General features: G+C 44.3%; 21 protein-coding genes. 17 read left to right on the top strand and 4 right to left on the bottom strand.

Annotated features, from left to right (window positions below; translation table 11 throughout):
• The first annotated feature begins 19 nt into the window (after positions 1–19).
• The 9 genes from A5882_RS17010 (at position 20) to A5882_RS16970 (ending at position 9885) form a co-directional block, all read left to right on the top strand.
• Positions 20–1309 (top strand): PTS sugar transporter subunit IIC, encoded by a 1290-nt coding sequence (locus A5882_RS17010; RefSeq protein WP_008379073.1) that lies wholly within the window; start codon positions 20–22, stop codon positions 1307–1309.
• Positions 1310–1327: 18 nt separating this feature from the next.
• Positions 1328–1720, top strand: a complete 393-nt coding sequence (locus tag A5882_RS17005) for a hypothetical protein (RefSeq protein ID WP_005225457.1) — start codon at positions 1328–1330, stop codon at positions 1718–1720.
• Positions 1721–1742: 22 nt separating this feature from the next.
• On the top strand, positions 1743–2609 hold the full coding sequence (locus A5882_RS17000) for a class II fructose-bisphosphate aldolase (RefSeq protein ID WP_016621397.1): 867 nt from the start codon (positions 1743–1745) through the stop codon (positions 2607–2609).
• Complete coding sequence (locus tag A5882_RS16995) at positions 2610–3230, top strand: zeta toxin family protein (RefSeq protein ID WP_016621396.1); 621 nt, start codon at positions 2610–2612, stop codon at positions 3228–3230.
• Between the two features lie 206 nt (positions 3231–3436).
• Positions 3437–4036: an NUDIX hydrolase gene (locus A5882_RS16990; RefSeq protein WP_008379067.1), complete on the top strand. Its 600-nt coding sequence runs from the start codon at positions 3437–3439 to the stop codon at positions 4034–4036.
• 160 nt (positions 4037–4196) lie between these two features.
• Positions 4197–5507, top strand: a complete 1311-nt coding sequence (locus A5882_RS16985) for an NCS2 family permease (RefSeq protein WP_008379064.1) — start codon at positions 4197–4199, stop codon at positions 5505–5507.
• A gap of 373 nt (positions 5508–5880) precedes the next feature.
• Positions 5881–6876, top strand: coding sequence for a LacI family DNA-binding transcriptional regulator (locus A5882_RS16980; RefSeq protein WP_008379063.1), 996 nt, complete (start codon positions 5881–5883; stop codon positions 6874–6876).
• A gap of 146 nt (positions 6877–7022) precedes the next feature.
• A complete protein-coding gene (locus A5882_RS16975) occupies positions 7023–8399 on the top strand; it encodes a PTS transporter subunit EIIC (protein WP_016613622.1) in 1377 nt (458 codons plus the stop codon).
• Positions 8400–8442: 43 nt separating this feature from the next.
• Positions 8443–9885 carry a glycoside hydrolase family 32 protein gene (locus tag A5882_RS16970; RefSeq protein ID WP_016613621.1) on the top strand — a complete coding sequence of 481 codons (1443 nt, stop codon included), beginning with the start codon at positions 8443–8445 and terminating at the stop codon, positions 9883–9885.
• 121 nt (positions 9886–10006) lie between these two features.
• Here A5882_RS16970 and A5882_RS16965 read toward each other — a convergent pair whose 3' ends face one another.
• Positions 10007–10678, bottom strand: a complete 672-nt coding sequence (locus A5882_RS16965; RefSeq protein ID WP_086373186.1) for a cyclic nucleotide-binding domain-containing protein — start codon at positions 10676–10678, stop codon at positions 10007–10009.
• Between the two features lie 92 nt (positions 10679–10770).
• On the opposite strand from A5882_RS16965, the gene A5882_RS16960 reads away from it, so the two are divergent.
• Positions 10771–11430, top strand: coding sequence for a YitT family protein (locus tag A5882_RS16960; protein WP_034872334.1), 660 nt, complete (start codon positions 10771–10773; stop codon positions 11428–11430).
• Positions 11431–11451: 21 nt separating this feature from the next.
• Here A5882_RS16960 and A5882_RS16955 read toward each other — a convergent pair whose 3' ends face one another.
• The 3 genes from A5882_RS16955 to A5882_RS16945 are packed head-to-tail and all read right to left on the bottom strand — an operon-like array spanning position 11452 to position 13633.
• On the bottom strand, positions 11452–11856 hold the full coding sequence (locus A5882_RS16955) for an arsenic metallochaperone ArsD family protein (RefSeq protein ID WP_086373216.1): 405 nt from the start codon (positions 11854–11856) through the stop codon (positions 11452–11454).
• Between the two features lie 50 nt (positions 11857–11906).
• Positions 11907–12884 carry an ABC transporter substrate-binding protein gene (locus A5882_RS16950; RefSeq protein WP_016613617.1) on the bottom strand — a complete coding sequence of 326 codons (978 nt, stop codon included), beginning with the start codon at positions 12882–12884 and terminating at the stop codon, positions 11907–11909.
• Complete coding sequence (locus A5882_RS16945) at positions 12881–13633, bottom strand: polysaccharide deacetylase family protein (protein ID WP_176462045.1); 753 nt, start codon at positions 13631–13633, stop codon at positions 12881–12883. Before A5882_RS16945 ends, A5882_RS16950 begins: the two co-directional genes overlap by 4 nt.
• 96 nt (positions 13634–13729) lie before the next feature.
• On the opposite strand from A5882_RS16945, the gene A5882_RS16940 reads away from it, so the two are divergent.
• The 7 genes from A5882_RS16940 to A5882_RS16910 all read left to right on the top strand — a co-directional run bounded on the left by A5882_RS16940 (position 13730) and on the right by A5882_RS16910 (position 21429).
• Positions 13730–14449 (top strand): ABC transporter ATP-binding protein, encoded by a 720-nt coding sequence (locus A5882_RS16940; RefSeq protein ID WP_034872330.1) that lies wholly within the window; start codon positions 13730–13732, stop codon positions 14447–14449.
• Positions 14446–15180 carry an ABC transporter permease gene (locus A5882_RS16935; RefSeq protein ID WP_008379042.1) on the top strand — a complete coding sequence of 245 codons (735 nt, stop codon included), beginning with the start codon at positions 14446–14448 and terminating at the stop codon, positions 15178–15180. Before A5882_RS16940 ends, A5882_RS16935 begins: the two co-directional genes overlap by 4 nt.
• 113 nt (positions 15181–15293) lie before the next feature.
• On the top strand, positions 15294–15527 hold the full coding sequence (locus A5882_RS16930; RefSeq protein WP_008379040.1) for a DUF1858 domain-containing protein: 234 nt from the start codon (positions 15294–15296) through the stop codon (positions 15525–15527).
• A complete protein-coding gene (locus tag A5882_RS16925) occupies positions 15524–16837 on the top strand; it encodes a DUF438 domain-containing protein (protein ID WP_016613614.1) in 1314 nt (437 codons plus the stop codon). Before A5882_RS16930 ends, A5882_RS16925 begins: the two co-directional genes overlap by 4 nt.
• Positions 16838–17052: 215 nt before the next feature.
• Positions 17053–17877, top strand: coding sequence for a PRD domain-containing protein (locus A5882_RS16920; protein ID WP_225869304.1), 825 nt, complete (start codon positions 17053–17055; stop codon positions 17875–17877).
• A 97-nt stretch (positions 17878–17974) separates the two neighbouring features.
• The gene (locus A5882_RS16915) at positions 17975–19876 is read left to right on the top strand and encodes a beta-glucoside-specific PTS transporter subunit IIABC (RefSeq protein WP_034872328.1); all 1902 of its coding nucleotides are present in this window, start codon (positions 17975–17977) and stop codon (positions 19874–19876) included.
• 47 nt (positions 19877–19923) lie between these two features.
• A complete protein-coding gene (locus A5882_RS16910; protein ID WP_016613611.1) occupies positions 19924–21429 on the top strand; it encodes a sulfatase-like hydrolase/transferase in 1506 nt (501 codons plus the stop codon).
• Positions 21430–21443: the final 14 nt, after the last annotated feature.

The raw sequence follows: 21443 nt of genomic DNA, 5'->3' as shown, positions 1-21443 counted from the left end.
ACGAAGGGAGTTTGAAAAAATGGGCATCATCAATTTTATCATTGATAATATTTTAACGCAGGCATCGATCACGATCGCTTTGATCGCGATGTTAGGGCTGTTGCTTCAGAAAAAGTCAGCAGGTCAAGTCATTTCAGGAAGTTTGAAGACGCTATTGGGCTTCCAGGTTTTAAGCGCTGGTTCTAGCATCATCGTCGGTAGTTTGACCTATTTCGGCGAGATTTTCACAGAAGGATTCGACATGCAAGGAATAATCCCTTCCATCGAAGCCATCAACGGGCAAGCGATGAATGAGTTGGGCTTGGGTCGGGACATAGCGCTGACATTTTTAGCCATCTTTGTTTTTAATATTTTATTGGCACGCTTTACAAAATGGAAATATATTTTCTTGACGGGTCAAGCCATTTTATGGATGGCGACCATGACGACGGTCTTTGGCTATTTCGCTGGTTTACGGGGCGTTGTCTTGATTCTTGTCGGTGGGTTGATTGGGGCGATCTTTGCCGTAGCGATGCCAGCGATGGCTCAGCCCATCATCCGCAAAGTCACTGGTTCAGACGACATTGCTCTCGGACATTTCTGTACGATCGGTTACCTCTTTGAAGCAGGCGTTGCCTATCTGTTTGGAGAAAGAGGCGAGAAGAAAAAATCGATCGAAGACATCAAACTGCCACGTTCTTTTGAATTTTTACAAGATACCTATCTTTCTGTCATGGTCGTGATGGTTCCACTGTATATCGTGACGGTCTTGTTTGCTGGAGAAACCTTTGCTTCTACGCTCTCTGGTGATCAAAATTACATCATGTATGCCTTCTTACAAGCCATTCAATTCGTGGTTGGGGTCTATGTTTTGCTAGCTGGCGTTCGGTTGCTCTTAGGCGAGATCGTCCCTGCGTTTCGTGGGATCGCCATGAAATTGGTGCCTGATGCAAAACCAGCACTCGATTGCCCAGTGTTCTTCCCATATAGCCCCAATGCAGTTATTTTAGGCTTCATTACTACAACGATTGGGACAGTCATCGCCATGTTCGTTTTACCAGTCTTTGGCTTGGCGATGATCTTGCCAGGGATGCTGACGAACTTCTTTGCAGGCGGCACCGCTGGGATCTTCGGCAATGCGGTCGGTGGACGTCGAGGGGCGATCATCGGAGGGATCTTTCACGGTTTCTTCATTACGTTATTGCCAGCCCTACTTGTAACGATCTTCAATCAAATGGGCTTTGTTAACGCTACGGCAACTGATGTGGATACCGTCACGGCAGCCTTGCTATATGCTTGGATCATCAGTCCCTTATTGAAAAACTTTTAATCGCTAGGAGGAAGACGCATGTTCTCTTTTTTCAAAAAAGAAAAAAAGCCCACAGAAACACCAGCGGTTCCTTTGACCGCTGAAGAAAGCCAAGAGGCAGAAGCGCTTATTGCAAATCTAGAAAGTCAGTTGCAAGCAGAAACCGACATCGACGAACAGGCAAAATTGTATGAAGCGTTAGGCTTAGCCCAGGCAAAACTTTCTCGCACAGAAGAAGCGATCGACGCATTGGAAAAAAGTTTGCAGGCGAAGAAATCGATCGGGGACGGCTACAAAAAACTGATGTCCCTTTACAATGCTCAGCGTGCCGCCGCCGCACGAAATGGCGACGATGCAAAGATCGACTATTACATGGATAAAATGGAAGAAATGCGGCAAATCGCCAAACAACTTACGATCAGCGGCAATTAAACTAGACGAGGTGGAATCAAGGATGTATACAACATTAAAAGAAGTAACGAAAACAGCAGAAGCATTGAATTTTACAGTGGGGGCTTTTAATACCCATAATTTAGAAATGCTGCCAAGCATGCTGCGGGCAGCCAAAGAGATGGGGGCACCTATCATCATTCAAACAAGTATCGATACGGCGAAATACATCGGCTATGATGTCTTGGTCAATGTCGTCAAAACGATTGCCGATCACGAGCTGGTGGACGCTGTCTTGCATTTGGACCATGCCAGAGATTTCGATGAGATCAAAGCGGCGATTGATAGCGGCTATAGCTCGGTGATGTATGATGGTTCGCATTTGCCCTTCAAAGAGAATATTTTGAAAACGCGCGCAGTCGTAGAATACGCCCATGCCCATGGGGTGTCCGTCGAAGGAGAACTAGGAACGATCGGCGGCACAGAAGAAGGCATTCATGTGGAAGAAGACGATAAAGTCTTCACACGCCCAGAAGATGCAGTAGAATTTGTCGCTGCTACTGGCGTCGATGCGCTAGCCATCGCTATCGGAACCAATCACGGCCAATTCCGCTCCAAAACCGAAGTGAATGTTGCGTTATTGAAGGAGATCCATGCAGTCGTCGACGTGCCGCTAGTCATTCATGGAGGAACTGGCGTCAAAGAAGAAGATTATCCTGAATTGATCAATAACGGCATTCGCAAGTTTAATGTAGGTACTGAATTGTTGGTCAATTGGACGAAGATTGCGAAAGAAAATTTTGGGGCAACGGAAGTCAACAAATCATTGCGCCACAACGTGATCCCATCCAATGAAGCCATCAAAGAAATCGTCAAGCACAAGATCGGCCTTTTCATGAATACGAAAGCGCCGACTGTGATCGGCAAATAGATGGTACGCAAAAAGATGCTTGTTTTATTGGCAGGCAGCCCTGGGACTGGAAAAAGTTATTTACTGAATCTGCTGAAGGCACGTTTTCCCAATCTTTTCGCTCTTACGCCAGATGAAATCAAAGAGTGCTATGCCGAATCCCTTGGCTTTGATTCATTGGCAGAAAAAGCCCAGATCGAAAAGCAGTATGTTTGGCCTTTTTACTATCAGGCATTGGGTTTGTACATGTCTCTAGGAAAACGTTTGGTGGTCTCGGAATACCCCTTTAGTGAAAAGCAGAAGCCCTTGCTGACTTTTCTCGCTCAAAGCTATGGCTACGACTGCTTGACCATACGTTTGACTGCCTCGTTTGAAACCTTATGGGAAAGACGTTTCATACGTGATCGAGCGGATGACCGTCATTTGAGTTTTATTATGGAACGATACCATTACGGGGATGTGCTGGAAGATAGACAAGCTGCAACCAACCATATAACCAAAGAAGCGTTTCGGCAAATCATCACCGATCGCCGTTACGATGACTTTCAGTTAGGGGAGCTTATCGAAGTCAATGTGGAAGATTACAAGCAAGTGGATTATCGCCCATTGATCGAGAGAATCGCAATTGAGCTAAGTAAATAAGCAAAGCAGTGGGCGTTATACCTGTTCTAGGTACATGCCAACTGCTTTTTTTGAGGAGCTATTTCTCATGATTCAGCTTTTGGGGAAGTTTAGCTGTCAAAGCAAGACGGATTGTTTCTTATGTCTCAGAAGACTTTCTTTTGCAAAACCGCCGATTTCCTCTAGAATAAGAAGCATAACAGAGAAATGGAAAAGGCGGGGAATGGATGAAAGATTATTTTGCGCAATACAAACGCCTGTTATCGATCGCTGAAGCAGGTTTGTACTATGGCAAAGATGTGTACGATAAGGAACGATACCAAGAAATCAAAGAGTTGGCATTGCATTTGATGAGTACCGTCGTGGATCAAGACGCAGCTGCGTTGACCCTTTTAACAGAAAAAAATGAGGGGTATCCTACACCTAAAGTCGACGTACGAGCATTGATCCAAAAAGACGAAAAAATCTTGCTAGTGGAAGACAGCCTGACGAAAGAATGGTCACTGCCGGGTGGCTATGCAGAGATTGGCTTGACGCCTCGGGAAAACATCAAAAAAGAAGTGCTGGAAGAAACCGGTTTGCTAGTAGAGGTGAAGGAGCTGCGAGCAATTTTTGATACGAATCTAAGACAAGACATTCCGCAAGTGTTTCAATACTATAAGTTGGTCTTTGAATGTGAGGTTCTGGCAGGGGACTTTATCAAAAACAGTGAAACCTCCAACAGCGATTACTTTGCGTTGAACGAGTTGCCAAAGCTTTCCATCAAGCGCACCACCAAGGAACAGCTGGAGCAATTGGTGAATGAGAAGTCGTTACACGTTGATTAGAAACAACTAAGGGTAAGATGTTGGAAAAAGCGTTTTATTGGTTTTTTTAACCGGATAATATTTACTTGCAGATAAAGTTGGTTTATGATTGATTTCGTCGTTTTCATTATAAAAAATCAAGCAATTGCGACACCTTTGCTTGATTGCTGGAGGAGTAAAAATGAAGAATCAAATCAATTCCTTTTTTGGGCTAGATACCTTACAAACAACGGTCAAACGAGAAATCTTAGCTGGTTTCACCACCTTTATCTCAATGGCCTATATTTTATTCGTCAATCCAACGGTCCTCGGGGCATCTGGGATGGACGAAGGTGCCGTCTTTACAGCAACGGCGTTAGCCAGTGCATTGGGCTGTATCTTGATGGGGGTTTTAGCAAAATATCCGATCGCTACAGCACCCGCATTAGGGATCAACGCTTTCTTTTCTTATTCAGTCTGTATTGGAATGGGGGTTCCATGGCAAACAGCATTAGCTGGCGTTTTTGTGGCATCACTGATTTTCATCGTGATCACGATCTTCAAATTACGGGAGCTGATCATTGATGCGATCCCTGCTGATTTAAAATACGCCATCTCTGGCGGGATCGGTCTGTTCATCGCCTTTTTGGGACTGAGCGAAGGCGGGATCATCGTTTCCGACGATTCGACCCTTGTGGCACTAGGTTCATTGAGTGTCGGTACGACGTGGCTGACGATTTTTGGTCTAGTGATCACTGCCGTCTTGATGGTTCGCCGAGTTCCTGGTGGAATTTTTATCGGGATGGCCGCAACAACTGTTTTAGGTCTTTTGACTGGCTTGATCCAAGCACCATCCAGTATCGTTTCTGCTGCACCAAGTATTTCTTCCACATTCTTAGTGGCGCTCAACCATGTAGGAGACATCAACTCCCTGCAAATGTGGGTCGTGGTGCTGACTTTCTTACTCGTCACTTTCTTTGATACCGCAGGCACCTTGGTGGGACTTGCCAATCAAGCTGGCTTCATGAAAGACAACAAAATGCCACGAGTCGGCAAAGCACTTGCTTCTGACTCCACTGCCATGCTCGCCGGTTCTTTATTAGGGACCTCACCAGTAGGGGCGTATGTGGAATCTTCCGCTGGGATCGCCGTGGGCGGTCGTTCTGGCTTGACTGCTGTGACGACTGGAATTTTCTTCTTGTTCGGCTTGTTCTTTTCACCATTGCTATCCGTTGTTACTTCCCAAGTGACGGCACCAGCACTGATCGTCGTAGGTGTGCTGATGGCACAATCGCTACGAGAAATCAAATGGCACGAAATGGAAATCGCAATCCCAGCCTTCTTGATTCTACTAGGCATGCCGTTGACCTACAGCATCTCCGATGGGATCGCCTTGGGCTTCATCTTTTACCCAATCACCATGTTAGCAGCCAAACGCGGCAAAGAAGTCTCACCGATCATGTACGGCTTGTTCTTTGTCTTTCTTGGGTTTATGTGGATTTTGAATGTGTGATAGAGGCGTTTTAATGTAAACTTAGGATTGGATTTCTACTAATGAAAAACCAGCTAAGCGTGGCTTAACTGGTTTTTTTCTTATATGTCGCTTGCTATAAAAATGTTCAGAATCCAATAATGGTTTACTATCCGTGGTTTATCTGCTGACGAATCATGGCGGTATATTGCTTAAAAAATATGCTCAATGATCTGATCGATCTTCGCCATAGCTTGTAAAGGGAGATTTTAGTTTCTCAACCATTCATTGATTGTAAGATTACTTTGAAGTGAAGCTTCATTCCAAAACCGCCCAACCCAACAATTTTTACGCAAAACCTGCGCTTTTCTTTCAGTTATTGTTATAATAAAAGAAAATGCAAAGGTGGGAAATCATGACAACGATCAAGGACATTGCTGAAAAGGCGGGAGTAGCGAAAAGTACGGTTTCCCGCTATCTGAACAATGGCTATATCAGTGAAGAAAAGCGCAAAAAAATTGATCAGATCATTGCTGAAACTGGTTATCGCCCCAATACATTTGCTCGATCGCTGAAAGCCCAAGACACGAAATTGCTGGGCGTGATCATTCCTCGATTGAATTCGCCCTCGACAAATGATGTGTTAAAAGGGATCGATACGACGGCTCGGGAAAACGGCTATCAAATGCTGATCACCAACTCTGATCAAAGCGATGAACGGGAACTAGAAAATATCGAAATGCTAGTCAAACAAAAAGTAGCAGGGATGATCCTTTTTGCGCGCAAAATCACGCCGCAGCTGCAAGCGGTGCTGGCAGAGGTTCCTATGCCTGTTTTATTGTTAGGTCAACAGTTAGCTGGCATTCATTCCATCGTCCATGAAGATTATCAAGCTGGCAAAACCATGGCAGAATATGCAGTCAGCGCTGGCCACCGACGTTATTTATTTGTTGGTGTCAGCGAAAATGATTATGCGGTAGGTGTCTTGCGGAAAAAAGGATTTCTTGATGTCTTGGCACAAACCCCCAACGTCAAAGTCGACTTTATCGAAACGTCTTTTTCAAGAAGAGAAACGTACCAAAAAGCCCTTGTGTTCTTGAAAGATCAACCGGCAACGTACATCGCCTGTGCTACCGACAATATTGCTGTTGCTGTATTGAAAGCCGCCCATGAACTAGGGTATCAAGTGCCGCAAGACTTTTCCTTGAACGGCTTTGGCGGCTATGATTCGACGGATTATGTCTATCCGACCATCACAACGACCCAATATCCCTATGTCCAATTAGGCATCGATGCCGTCTTAACAATCCAAAAACTGACGCAAGGGGAAGAGGTTCCTGAAGTGATCGAATTGCCGAATCGATTAGTGGTCAAACAGTCGACTGCCAAGCGTGAAAAGCAGGAGAAATAAAGCAAATATTTTTAGAGAAAACAGGACGACCATTTGCGGCGTTCTGTTTTTTTATTTTCTTTGCTTGCAATTGCAAACGGTTTCTGTTAATCTACAGATGTAGAACCGGTTCCACAAATGAACCGACGATCAAAGGAGTGGGAAAAATGAAGGAACAAAAAACGATCGACCAAGTGTTAGAAGCTATTGGCGGCAAAGAAAATGTCAAAAACTTTGAACACTGTGCCACACGTTTGCGCTTGATTTTGAAAGACGATCAGTTAGTAGATAAAGACAAAGCGGAAGCAGTTGAGGGCAGCAAGGGCTATTTTTTCAACACGGGACAGCATCAGTTCATTTTTGGAACAGGAAAAGTCAATGAAGTTTATCAAGCCTTCGCAGCAGAAATGGGCAATGACGCCTCCGCTGAAAAAGCTGGCTTCAAAGATGATGTTTATTCGAATCTGTCACCCGTCCAAAAAGTTGTCCGCACGTTGTCAGATGTCTTGGTGCCATTGATTCCAGCTTTGGTAACGACGGGGCTCTTGATGGGGATTCGGGGGTTATTGACCGAGTTGGGGGTCACCTATAGTGCTGACTGGTTAGCCATGTTTGAAATGTTAACGGATACAGCCTTTGCCTTTTTACCTGTTTTGATCGCCTATAGTGCGACGAAAAAATTCGGCGGTAATCCGATCATCGGGATCGTGGTAGGGTTAATGATGGTGGCACCGCAATTGCCGAACGCTTGGGCAGTTGCCAGCGGAGATGCAGAGCCATTGCACTTATTCGGTTTATCGATCTCTGGGTATCAAGGGTCGATTTTTCCAGCAATTATTGTCGGGATCTTAGTTTCTAAGCTAGAAAAATGGTTCCGTAAATTTGTTCCGCAAATGATGGATTTGATCGTGACACCATTCTTAACGATCGTCATTACTTTAGGCTTGATTTTGTTTGCGTTAGGACCAATCTTGCAAGTAGCTGAAAGAGCAGTCATCAACAGTATCGTCTACTTGGTGCAAGCGCCATTGGGCATCGGTTATATCATTTACGGAGGGGTTCAGCAAGTGATCGTGATCACTGGATTGCACCATTCGTTAAGTATTATTGAGTTAGGGTTATTGAATACGACAGGCGAAAACGTCCTACAAGTCTTAGGTACAGCAAGTATGGCGGGACAATTCGGGGCTGCGATCGCTGCGGCATTTATTTATAAAAACAAAGTCAAACGCTCAAATGCCATCAGTGCGGCGGTTCCAACCTTATTTGGGATCACTGAACCTTTACTATTTGGGGTCAACTTACGCTCGATGCGGATTTTTGGCGCAGGCATGCTGGGGGGCGCAGTCGGCGGGTTTGCGACGTATGTCTTCCAATTAGCTGCCACTGGGATGGGCATCACTTTTATACCAGGACTGTTGTTGTATACTGGAGATTTCGGTGCCATGCTGAAATACGTTGTCGTGATTTTGATTGCCTTTGCAGTCGGTTTTGCTGGTGTCCAATTGCAGCGCAAACCGCTAGCCAAAGAGTTGAATCAATAAATAATCCCTTGCTGTTCATCGGCAAGAGAAAAGAGGTACCGCATTGTTAACGAAGAAATACTGGGCACAGCTTGCCCAAACACAAAACGAATTAGCAGAAAAAATCAGTGCTGATGCGTGGCGCTTGAACTATCATTTGATGCCAGAAACAGGATGGATGAACGACCCGAATGGTCTTTGCCAATTCAAAGGCGTGGTTCATTTTTACCATCAATATGTACCGCAAACGCCCCATGGCGGGGAACCACCTCACTGGGGACACAAAACGTCGACGGATTATGTCACGTTTCAAGAAGAAGCGCTGTTTCTTTCTCCCGAACACGACTATGACAAAGACGGGGTCTACTCGGGCTCTGCCTTTATCGAGAATGACGCGATCCATTTCTTCTATACTGGGAATGTCAAACATCCTGGTGATCATGACTATACCTTTAGTGGACGAGAACAAAACACGGTCCATGTAATCAGCAAAGACGGCTATACCGTCGAAAAGCAAGAAGTCGTGATTCCTCATGAGGACTACCCTGAAGGATTTACCGATCATATTCGTGACCCAAAAGTTTTTGCCCATGAAGACACCTACTATATGCTGCTAGGCGCGCGTACGTTGGAAAACGAAGGCAAAATTTTGATTTATGAATCGACGGATTTAAATGAATGGACCTATCGAGGAATCTTTTTCGGTGAGGACTATGCTCTAGGCTACATGTGGGAATGCCCAGACTACTTCCATTTAGATGGCAAAGATGTGTTGGTCTTCTCACCGCAAGGTTTGGCAGCCAAAGAACATGCCTACCAAAATATTCATCAATCAGGGTATCTGATCGGTGAGGTGGATTGGGAAACCCTGACGTTTAAAGAAACTTCTGCGTTTCGTGAACTTGATTATGGGTTTGACTTCTATGCCCCGCAAACCTTTGAAGATGAGCAGAAACGTCGGATCTTGTGGGGCTGGATGGGGCTAGGGGATACCAGTCCTGAATACAGCAATCCTACGATCCCTCGCGGCTGGCAGCATGCCGCAACGCTGCCAAGACAGCTTTCGGTCAAAAATGACCAGTTGTATCAAGAACCTTTGCCAGAATTCCAAAAATTGCGAGACAAGCAAGTCAGCCAAAAAATTGTGCTTTCAGATAAACCGCAGCACTTGTCTTTCGATGAATTGGCATATGAGTTGCAAGTTACGGCGGAAGCCCCATTGCAGCAGTTCCAGCTTGGACTTTTGCAAGATACGACTTTGGCTTATGAAGCTGGTGTCTTCACGATCCATCATGGCGTTTCTGGCTACGGCCGTAAACAGCGCAGTGTCAAGGTCGATGAACTGACGCAGCTGCAGATTTTTGTCGATACGTCTTCGATTGAGATCTTCCTAAATGGCGGGCAATATTGTTTGACCTCTCGCGTGTATCCAAAACGGACCGAGGCGATCGCTCTCAGCGGAACCGGCACGGTTACTGTCAATGCTTGGGCATTGGCGAAAAAATAAAGCAACGATCCGAAAACGACAGCAAACAGTTGGTTTTTCTTGTTGCACCCCCAAGAGTCAGCTTTTTCTCTGGCTTTTAGGGGGGCATCATACCAACTATTTCGCTGTCGTTATTTGCTTGTTACTGCTTTTGTTGGTTTTGGATAAAGGTCTGCAGCGCAGGCACATCGATCCGATAGCCGTCTTCAGTTTTTGTGACTAGTTTTTGCGTTTTGAATTCTTTTAAGGTATACGTCAAATGGCGATAGCTCACGCCTAAGTATTCGGCGGTCTCCGTCAATTTTTCTTGAAAAAGATCATCGATCGAAGCTTCCAACAGTAGATGAGCAAGGCGCCAAGTTAAGGGATAGGTTTGATTGACGGAAAAATGATCCATACGCAGCAGCAATTTTTCACCGATAGTTTTGCCTAGTGTTTGTACGAAAGCCAGGTCTTGCATGAGCCCGTGAGCTGCTGCTTGCATCGGAATGCCCAGACATGTTGTTTCACCGATCGCAACCACGGTTTTCGGTACTGTTTCGGCGCCAATCAACGTGAGATCGCCAATGCAATCACCAGAATGGAGAAACTGCAGCAAGGCACGTTTGCCGTTTTCTTGCGTTTGAATGATCTTGGCTTTGCCAGTCAATAGGACGAAAAAGACCGACATCGGCACCGTTTCTTTTTGGATCGCTTCTCGATGATCAAAGGTCCAGAGGGCACTTTGTTGTAAAATCTCCTCAGGAATCGGTAAGGGGCAGCTTTCTTTGATTGGTACCTGCTTTATTGCCAAGGCATAAGCGGTTTTTTTCACTTTTTCCCTCCAAACTAGGAGAAATCTCCTATTTGTTTTTAGTCAGTATAGCACATACTTAGAAAAGCAAAAAAGAAAGTGTGGGAGAAAAAATGAATAAAAAGCAATGGATAGGATCAGGGATTTTTTATGGGCTGAGTGCATTCGGGATCAGCTTGACCATTAAAGCAAGCGTTGGGGTCAGTAGTTTTAATGCCTTGAATGTCACGCTGGCAACGATGTCAGGAATCAAAGTCGGCACCATCACAACAGCCATCAACTTGGGCTTTTTAGCTGCCTGTTGGCTATTGGATCGGCGGCAGACGTCCCTCAAACAAAAAGGCAGTGAGTACTTGATTATGTTTTTCGCTTTGCTGGCATTCGGCTATTTGATCAATGGCTTTGTTTACTACTTCTTGGCATCGCTGCACTTGACGAATTATTGGAGCCAACTAGCTGCTTTGATCGGTGGGATCTTGATTTCTGGAACGGCGACGGGACAAGTCCTACGGTTGCAGGTCTTGAAATTTCCAATCGAGCACTGCTGTCATTTGCTGGCGCAACGCAGTCGTTGGACATTTAAGCAGTACCGTTATGGCGTTGATGCAGTCTGTATTTCGGGGGCACTCTTGCTAGCGATCAGTTTGGGCTTACCGCTAGCGGTGAGGGAAGGGACGGTCATTAGTTTCTTTTTGCTGTCAGGTGCCATCGCTTGGTCGAAGGAACGTGATTTGACTTTGGGAATACCGACTCGGCAAAAGCGTCAAGGGTAAATCCTTCAACGCCTTTTGATCTTACGCATCAAATTGCAAAGTGATCCCGGATTTGGTCAATTGTTCCCATTCACGGATCGTTGGCAAGCGACCTTGGCAAAATAGCTGATCGTCGACATACACGAGTGGCAAACAGCTGCGGCCATTGCTTGCTAATTGCTGCTTGACGGCTTGATTCGTATGAAAAGGGGCAGAATCTTCTGTAAAGAAGTATTCGTCGATCGTTAAAGATTCGTTATGAAATGTTTGATGAGCCTGGGTCCTTTCTTCATTTATTTTTAACTGGTGAGTCAAGTGTGCTTCCCAATTATCTTCTTTCTGGTCGGCATAAACCGCGATCGTTGGCATTGCATCAAATCCTTTCATGGCAGCTGAATTGTCAAAAGTATACCTGAATTTCTTGCCACGAGCAAAAAAGAGTATCAAAAAGAAGTGAAACAACAAAAAAGACGCAAATGCGTCTTTTTTGTTGTTTCTTATTCGTCAGCGGGTAAAAAATCGAAATTGGTCAACTCGTTGTAAGAATACGCTTGGTCGATTTGACCCTTGTCTTTCGTCCAAGCAATGATTGCGTCGAATTGCTCTTGCGGCACTGCCTGGGCATACGGATAGTCTTCCTGGCTGTCTAAGTAAGTACTCATAGCATCGGGAAATTGATAGTCTGCCAAGATGTCGGCATAGTCTCTTGCTGAATGAGCATTCATGTAATCGATGGCTTCGTTGTAAGCACTGTAGAATGCTTTTAGGTCTTGCGGTCGATTTTGGATGACTTCGTCCATAAATTGCAGCGTCCCGCCTTTGATGCCAGCATCTTTAGAGCTGCCTAAAACAATCGCCCCTTGGGCAGCCAACATGCTGGCTTGCGGTTCCGTATAAACAGCGCCATCGACTTGGTCATTGAGCAATGCTTCGGAACGGGCAGAAAAAGAAGCGATATCCACGATGTCATAAGTAAAATCATTTTCTTGTGCAAATTGATCCATGATGTATTCTAAAATGAAATTCGGTACAAGGGTGATTTTTTTATCCGCTAACCCTTTCATCTCAGTAATCCCTGAATTCGGTGAAGCGAGAATCTTGAAGTTTTCCAAAATATCAGAAGTGATCGTCATATCGATGCCGTTTTGCTTGAAGGTCGCTTCTGTCATGACATCGCTGATCGTACCATCCAGCTCGCCTGCCTGCACTGCCACATTGCGGTCATTTGGGGAAGTGAAGGATTTGAGTTCCACAGTCAATCCTTGCTTTTCGAAAAAGCCTTCTTCTTTTGCTAGAATGATCGGAATCGCTGATTCTGCTGGTAACACCCCGATCGTCAATGTTTGATCCGTGACCGCAGCTTCTGTACTGCTAGTGCTGGAATTGCTGGTACTTGCTGTTTCGCCAGTGTTGCCGCAGGCGGCAGCGCCGACAGCGAATAGTGCTAGGATACTTGCTAAAATCGTTTTTTTCATTGGTTCATTTCCTCGTTTCTAAATCGTTGTTCAAAAGCAGCCATTGGTAGTGAGAACGGGAGGACAGCCCGATGGAGTTCCATTGGCTTGGTTTTTGTCGTATTGATGCCAGGTTTGGTTGTAAATGCCAGAACAAAGCCTTCCTTTTCTAGTGTTGCGATCGTCTGCTGATCATAAAAGCCAAAGGGATAGGCAAAAACATCCTTGATGGCCACGTGCTGATTGCAGCTTCGTAAGTCTTGCGCAAAGGCTGCCGGTGTTTCCCACATTGACCGCCCTTGCTGGTTCTTGCGTTCGTGAAAATGAGCGGTATGATTGGCATATTCGAAGACATCGCTCATTTCGGCTAATTCGGCACTGCTCAATGTCCGCGAAACTTCTGGTTCGTAAGGCTGAGGGGCATCAAAAAGCCAGCCGGTCACGACAAAGGCAGTGGCCTTGAAACCAGCTTCCTTCAACAGTGGGTAGGCATATTCTTTCATTGATTGATAACAGTCGTCAAAGGTCAGCAACACGGATTTTTCTGGTAGCGGCTGCTGCCGGAAATAAAAATCTTTGACTTCTGCAAGGGTCAACGTATGGTAATTTTCTGCTTTCAAAAAGTCGATTTGTTGTTTAAAATGAGAAGTGCTATTGAATAAGGGCAGAGGCAAGGCATCTTGATAGCCGTCTGCGACTTTGATCGGGCGCACCTGATCATAAAGTTCTGCTTCGGGACGTATTTCATGAAATACGAGGGTCTGAAACATCATAAACCATCCTTTCTTGTCAATCACGCAAAAAATAGTATAGCATAAAATGTGAAAACCAACACAAATAATTTGAAGAAAGAAGTTTATTCTCTTATGAGTATTCGATTCGATTCCGTTTCCTTTACGTATGGGGAAACCGTCATTTTTAAGGATCTTTCGTTTTGTTTTGAACAAGGAACGACCTATGTGCTGCTGGGAGAATCGGGGATTGGCAAAAGCACGCTTTTATCCTTGATCAAAGGGTTGCAGCGACCGCAATCAGGCACGATCACTTACCAAGGCTGTTCCCCTGACAACATCGAGGTCGTTTTCCAAGAACTGCATTTGTTTCCTTGGCAAACAGTTTACCAAGTACTGGAAATGCCGCTGCTTATCAATCAAACACCCAGTGAGAGCCGTAAAAAACGGGTCACAAGCTGTTTGGCGGAGTTGGGATTGACGCAGGTGCAGGACCGCTATCCACATCAGCTTAGCGGCGGTCAAAAACAGCGGGCTGCCATGGGGCGGGGACTGATCACACAGCCCGATGTTTTATTATTGGATGAGCCGACTGCTTCACTGGACCAAGAAACCAAAGCAAACGCACAAGCCATGATCGCTGCTCAACAGCAGCGCAGACAAAACAGCTTAATCGTGGTGACCCACGATCCAGAAGAGGCAGTGTTTTTGGGGCAGACGATTTTGTTGCTAAAAGATCAGGACGTTACGCCGATCAGTAATCCATTTTACGGCAGCCAGCTGGAACGAGACTCGTTGGCTTTTTATGAAGTCGTCTTGCAGTTGAAAGAACAAATGAGGGAGGCGAGGCAATGAAACCCATCAAATCTTTTGCTTGGGGCTTCTGTTCGTTTGTCGTGGTTTGGTGGGGCGTAAGCTGGGTGACCAACAATCGCTCACTGCCTAATCCTTTAGAAACGGCCGAACGTTTTTGGGCACTGCGAGAAGTCTTACTGATCCACACAGGTGCCAGTTTGCTGCGGGTATTTGCGGCGTTGAGTGGGGCGTTGCTAGTCGGGGTGCCGTTAGGAATCTTGATTGGGCGATCCCAAAGAGTGGATCGGCTGCTTGGTCCACTGCTTTACTTTTTATATCCGATTCCTAAAGTTGCGTTTTTACCTGTCTTTATGATTTTCTTTGGCTTAGGCAATCTCTCAAAAATTCTCTTGATTTTTGCGGTGATCGTCATTCAAGTGATCGTCTCGATTCGTGATGCAGTCACGAAGATCCCACCAGCGTATTTTCAGGTCATGAAAAATTATACCAACCAATGGCACCATGTCTTGCGCTTCGTTATTTTGCCCGCGCTCATGCCAGCACTTTTTGCCAGTGTGCGGGTCAGTATCGGGATCGCGTTGGCTTCCCTCTTTTTTGCCGAAAACTATAACACGACGTATGGTGTCGGCTATCTGATCTTAAGTGCGTGGTCAAAAATGGACTACCCACAAATGCTTTCGGGTATCCTCCTGATTGCTTTGATGGGCTATCTGCTTTTTGCCAGTATCGATTGGTTGGAAAAAGTGGTGTGCCGTTACCGACAATCTTAGAAAAGAATGATCGATTGATAAATGTTTGCGGCAGTTCGTGTATTTTTGAACAAAATGATTTATACTAAGGATATCTTATTGAGAATCATTCTCACTGAAAGGAAGACCTTACTATGAAAGAAATCGATCTGTCAAAAACGCTCTATGAACTTGTGGCACAATACCCTGAAATACAAGAAATCATGAGTAAAATAGGGTTTACGGCGATCAATCAACCAGGGATGCTACAAACTGCTGGACGTTACATGACGATTCCCAAAGGGGCTCAGATGAAGAAGATCCCCTTGGAAAGGGTTTGTCTCGCTTTCGAAAAACAAGGGTTTCTTGTGAAAGGAGCGACGAAATGAAAACTAACAGTCAAAGACAAGAACGGATCGTCGAAATACTGAGTTTGCTTCACCAAGGCGGTTCCTTTGAAGAAGCTAAACGCTTGTTTAACGAAGAATTTGATGGTGTGGATGTGACGGAGATCACTGCTGCTGAAAAAGCTTTGATCCAAACGGGGTTGGACCCTTCTGAGATTCAGCGTTTGTGCAATATTCATGCTGCTGTTTTTAAAGGATCGATCAATGAGATCCATCACTCCAATGAAGAATATGGGCAACCAGGCCATCCTGTGCATACTCTGAAATTGGAGAACCAAGTCCTGCAATCCTTGTTGACCGATGAGATCGATAGCCTCTTAGCTAAAATAAAAACCGGTGATTGGACGCCTAAAAAGCGTCTAAAAGCTGCCTGCAATGATTTAATGCAGATCGACAAACATTATGCGCGAAAAGAAACGTTGATTTTTTCTTACATGGAGAAGTACGGCATCACTGCACCGCCAAAAGTGATGTGGGGTGTCGATGATAATATTCGGGTCATGATCAAAGCGCTCAATGAGCTTTTGGCTTCCGAAAAAACTGCCTATAATCCGATTGCTGTCCAATGGGAAGCGGTCAAAAACGAAATCGAAGAGATGATTTTCAAAGAAGAAGAAATCATGGTGCCAATGACGCTGGATGTCTTCAGTCTTAAAGATTGGGAACAAATTGCGGCTGACAGTTTAGACATCGGCTTTGCCTTTATTCCAGAACCGCTTCCTTGGAAACCGAGCCAAGAAGCTCTTGAAAAGGAACAGGCGGCAGAACCCGCAAGGCAAGCGGCGATCAAACAAGCCCAAGAAACAACCGCCGGCATCGCAGCCGGTTTAGGATTCGATGAATTTCAAGTCATAGAAACGGAAAATTCGCCGCAAATTGCTGAACAGCCGACCATCTCATTGCCTACTGGTAATTTGCAATTTGAACAATTGGTGGCGATTTTTCAAACGTTGCCAGTGGACTTGACCTTTGTAGATAGTGAAGAGCGGGTGCGCTTTTATTCAGAAGGCAAGAGTCGCGTCTTTCCACGAACGAATTCGGTTTTAGGCCGTGAAGTCGTCAACTGCCATCCACCGAAAAGCATGCATCTCGTGCAGCAGATTTTGGATGATTTTCGAGCGGGCACACGGGAGACTGCTGAATTTTGGATCGATATGCGAGGCCGTAAAATCTATATTCGCTATTTTGCATTAAAAAACGAAGCAGGCATCTATTTAGGTTGTCTAGAAGTCACGCAAGACATTACGGAGATCCAAAAAATCGAAGGGCAAAGCCGTTTGCTGGATCAGTGAACAGTTTGGAGAAAGGCTGATCTGCGTCTATTCAAAACGAAGCGAAAAAAAGAAAAATCAATAAAACGCTTGCAACGTTTCTGGAAAAATAGTATAGTAAAGGCAATCAAATGGGTAGTTACTGATAATGCAGGCTATACCTTTTTACGTGTGTATGGATCCTACACATGTATTAAGGTATCGCCTTTTTTCATTTTAAGGAGGTGAGAAGCGTCTTGAAGATCAAAAAAATCTTAAACAACAATGCAGTTTTGGTCGGACAAGATGGCAAAGATTTTATCTGGATCGGTACCGGCCTTGGCTTCAAAATGAAACCAGGACAAACCGCCGATGAATCAAAAATTGAAAAAGTGTTTGTGCTTCATAAGAACAAAGTTTCCGAGCGATTTTTAAGTTTATTGTCATCCATTCCGACAAAATATGTGTCTTTAGCGGATGATATTATCTCACTTGCGAAAGCAGAAATAAAACAGGAGTTAAGCGAGACGCTGTATGTATCACTTACCGATCATTTGTATAATCTGTTCAAACTGCATGAACAAGGAATCACAGTTACGAACCGATTATCATGGGAATTAAAGAAGTTTTATCCGCAGGAATTTGAAGTTGGTAAAAAAGCATTGGAACGGATCGGACAAGAAACAGGGGTCGTCTTTGAGGAAGAAGAAGCAGGAAATATAGCAATGCATTTGATCAATGCACAAGTAACAGATGAGATTGATCAGCCAAAAGATGTCCAATCGATTGCAAAAAAGATTCGCGATATTATTTCACTTATTCGATTTTCTAACAAGATACAAATTGATGAAAACTCTTTGGCATTCGATCGATTTATCACCCATTTGCGCTTTTTTTTCCAGCGATTGAAGGCTCGACCAGATGTGGTAAAAGCAAATCCGCTATTGGGACACGTGAGCGGACAGTATGCAGACGCGTATAAGACGATGCTTTTGATTGAAAAGTATTTAGGTGTTCCCTTGAACGATGATGAAAAGCTGTACTTAACGTTACACATTCAAAAATTAATAGAGAACGAATAAAGGTTGTTACTGATAATGCAGGAAAGACTGATAATTATTCCATCAAGGAATAGTTATTTGTCTTGCTTTTTATTTTTACATTGAAAGGATGAGAACGATGGCATATCAAGAATTGGTCGATGAAATTTTAAAAGGAGTCGGCGGAAAAGAAAATATCAATGGGGTGACCCACTGCATCACAAGACTGCGTTTTGATTTAAAACATGAGGAGCAAGCAGACACAGAAACACTGAAAAAGACGAAAGGAATCGTGACAGTCGTTCAAAGCGGCGGTCAATACCAAGTCGTGATCGGCAATCATGTGCCAGAGGTGTACCAAGAATTTGTTCAACATGCAGGATTGGCAGGAAATGATGAGGCACCTTCGGGAGAAAAGAAAGGACCGCTGGATGCTTTTATCGATGTGATCTCCAGTATCTTTACACCTGTATTGGGTCTTCTAGCTGCCACAGGAATGATCAAAGGATTAAATGCGCTATTTGTTTCTTTGGGATGGATTGAGAATACGTCAGGAACCTATGCGATTTTGCAAGCAGCAGGTGATTGTTTCTTCTACTTCTTTCCAATCTTTTTAGGATATACCGCAGCGAAAAAATTTGGTTTAAAGCAATTTGTCGGTATGGCGATCGGTGCTGCCCTTGTTTATCCAGCCTTGTCTGGCTTGACGGCAAATGCCGAACCGTTGTATACCTTGTTTGCAGGAACCGTTTTTGAATCGCCTGTTTATGTCACTTTTTTAGGAATACCAGTCATTTTAATGAGTTATAGTTCCAGTGTTATTCCAATCGTCATTGCTACCTATTTTGGTGCCAGATTAGAAAAAGGCATTACAAAAATCATTCCTAGTATTGTACGGAGTTTCTTAGTTCCGTTTCTAACTGTCTTGATCATGGTTCCGCTGACTTTCATTGTCATTGGTCCGATCGCGACATGGATCGGCAATTTGTTGGGTGCGGCTGTGTTGGCGATCTATAACTTCAGCCCAATTATTGCAGGGATTGCAGTTGGTGCTGTTTGGCAAGTGTTGGTCATGTTTGGTCTTCACTGGGGGATCATTCCGATCGCAATCAACAATATTGGTGTTCTTGGTTACGACCCAGTGATGGTCTTAGGACAAGCGACTCCTTTCGCGACCGCAGGAGCTGTGCTGGCAGTTATTATTAAGTCTAGAAATAATTCTATTCGGGCAATCGGGATTCCCGCATTTATTTCCAGTCTATTTGGGGTATCGGAGCCATCCTTGTACGGTATCACGTTGCCTAGAAAAAAACCATTTATTGCGACCTTGATTTCAGCATCGATCGGCGGATTGATCATGGGTGCAATGGGAACAAAATCCTTTATTATAGGTGGGATGGGTATATTCAGTTTACCCAACTACATTGATCCGACAGAAGGCATTGGAAGCGGCTTTTATGGGTATGTATTAGCAATCACTGTAGCATTCGTCTTATCATTTATTTTAACGATTACTTTCTTGTATGATCCGCAAGAGGATCGGCAAGAAGCAACAGCTAGTAATAACGAAGCCTCGCCTTTGATCCCAGAAGAAAGAGCAGCGAAAGAAATCACTTTTTCGTTACCATTAACAGGCATCGTTTTGCCTTTGTCGGCAGTAGAAGATCAAGCATTTGCAAATGGACTATTAGGAAAAGGCTTAGCAGTTTCACCAGATGAAGGACTGGTTCGAGCACCTTTTGACGGAGTAGTTGAAACACTGTTTCCAACGAAGCATGCGATTGGCTTGAAGTCGGACGATGGCGTGGAAGTGTTGATTCACATCGGCATGGATACAGTGAACTTAGATGGTCGTTTTTTTGAAACAAAAGTCAAGCAAGGGGATCAGGTCAAGCAAGGAGAGGTATTGCTTACATTTGATAAAGAAGAAATTGAAGAGGCAGGATACTCGTTAGTGACGCCGATCGTCGTTACGAATACTTTCGCATACTTAGATGTGATCGCTGATGATAATCGAGGGGCGATAACGATCGTCAAGTAGTCGCAACGACCAAGAAAAGGAAAGAAAAGAAAGAAGGAAAGAATGCTATGCGAGCAATTATGCTGATGTTTGATACTCTGGCTAGAGATTTTTTATCAAACTACGGAAACGATTGGATCAACACGCCAAATTTTGAACGGTTAAGAGAAAAAACGATTACGTTTGACAACTTTTATGGTGGCAGCATGCCTTGTATGCCAGCGAGAAGAGAAATTCATACAGGTCGTTACAATTTTATGCATCGTTCGTGGGGACAATTAGAACCGTTTGATTCGTCAATTTTTGATACGCTGCAGCAAAATGGTGTCTATTGTCATTTGGTAACCGACCATTCCCATTACTTTGAAGATGGCGGTGCCACGTATCATAACCGTTATTCCACATGGGAAGGATTTAGAGGACAAGAAGGCGACCGATGGGTTCCAAGAAAACAGGCAGAGAATCATCCACCGCTGAATCCGTTAAATAAGAGTGGTATTTCTGTGGAACAGCATTTTGCGAATCGAACACGGCAAGCAGTAGAAGAAGACCTGTCCACGGTTCAAACGATCCAAGCCGGTTTGGATTTTTTGGAACAGTACAAAAATGAAGATCAATGGTTTTTGCAAGTCGAATGTTTTGACCCCCATGAACCATTTTATGTGCCAGAAACCTATCGCAAATTGTACCAGGAGACACCAAATGAATCACCTTACTTTTGGCCAAAATATGGTCGTGTAACAGAAGACGTTGGCGAGCAGGATTTGATTGAGCTGCAAAAAGAATACGCAGCGTTGATCAGTATGTGTGACCATCACTTAGGACGAGTGCTGGACTTTATAGAAAAAAATAATATGTGGGAGGATACCTTGATCATTGTGAATACCGACCATGGCTTTTTGTTAGGGGAACATGACTGGTTAGGAAAAAACGTAGCACCGATGTATGAAGAAATCATTCATCTGCCCTTTTTCATCAGTTACCCACAAGCTGAATCGGGAACCCATACTCCAGTATTGAGTCAAACCATCGATATTCCAGCAACTTTATTGGATTATTTTGAAATTGAGAACACCTTAGATATGGATGGCAAATCTTTGTTGCCTGTGTTGAAAAAACAGCATTCGCAACCGCTTCATCAAGAAATTATTTTTGGTACAAACGGCGGTCATGTCAATATCTACGATGGTCGTTATGTGTATATGCGTGCATCGGTTCACCCTTCTAATGGACCAATCACCATGCAGACGCTTAGTTATGCTTCATTGCGTGGTTTTTTGAATAAAGAGGTCTTAGACAGCATGGTCTTGAAAAAGGGCAATCGATTTACAAATCATTTTCCTTACACAGAAGTCGAAGTTTCCACCTATATCGATTCTTATTCGGTAGGCCACTTGTTGTTTGATTTAAAGAATGATCCAAAGCAGTTAACACCGTTTCATGACCCACTGATTGAACAAGAAATGATTCAGAAATTGATTAAAGTAATGAATCAGATTGAAGCTCCTGAAAGCGAGTATCAGCGCTTAGGTTTAAGCAATAGTCAGAGGCAGACAATCGCACAAAAGAAATAAAGAAGTGAGGAACA

The sequence above is a fragment of the Enterococcus sp. 4E1_DIV0656 genome (assembly GCF_002140695.1).
GTDB classification, from domain to species: domain Bacteria; phylum Bacillota; class Bacilli; order Lactobacillales; family Enterococcaceae; genus Enterococcus_D; species Enterococcus_D entomosocium.
Note: the sequence above shows the minus strand (reverse complement) of the source record. Positions and strands in the feature narration are given on the sequence as shown.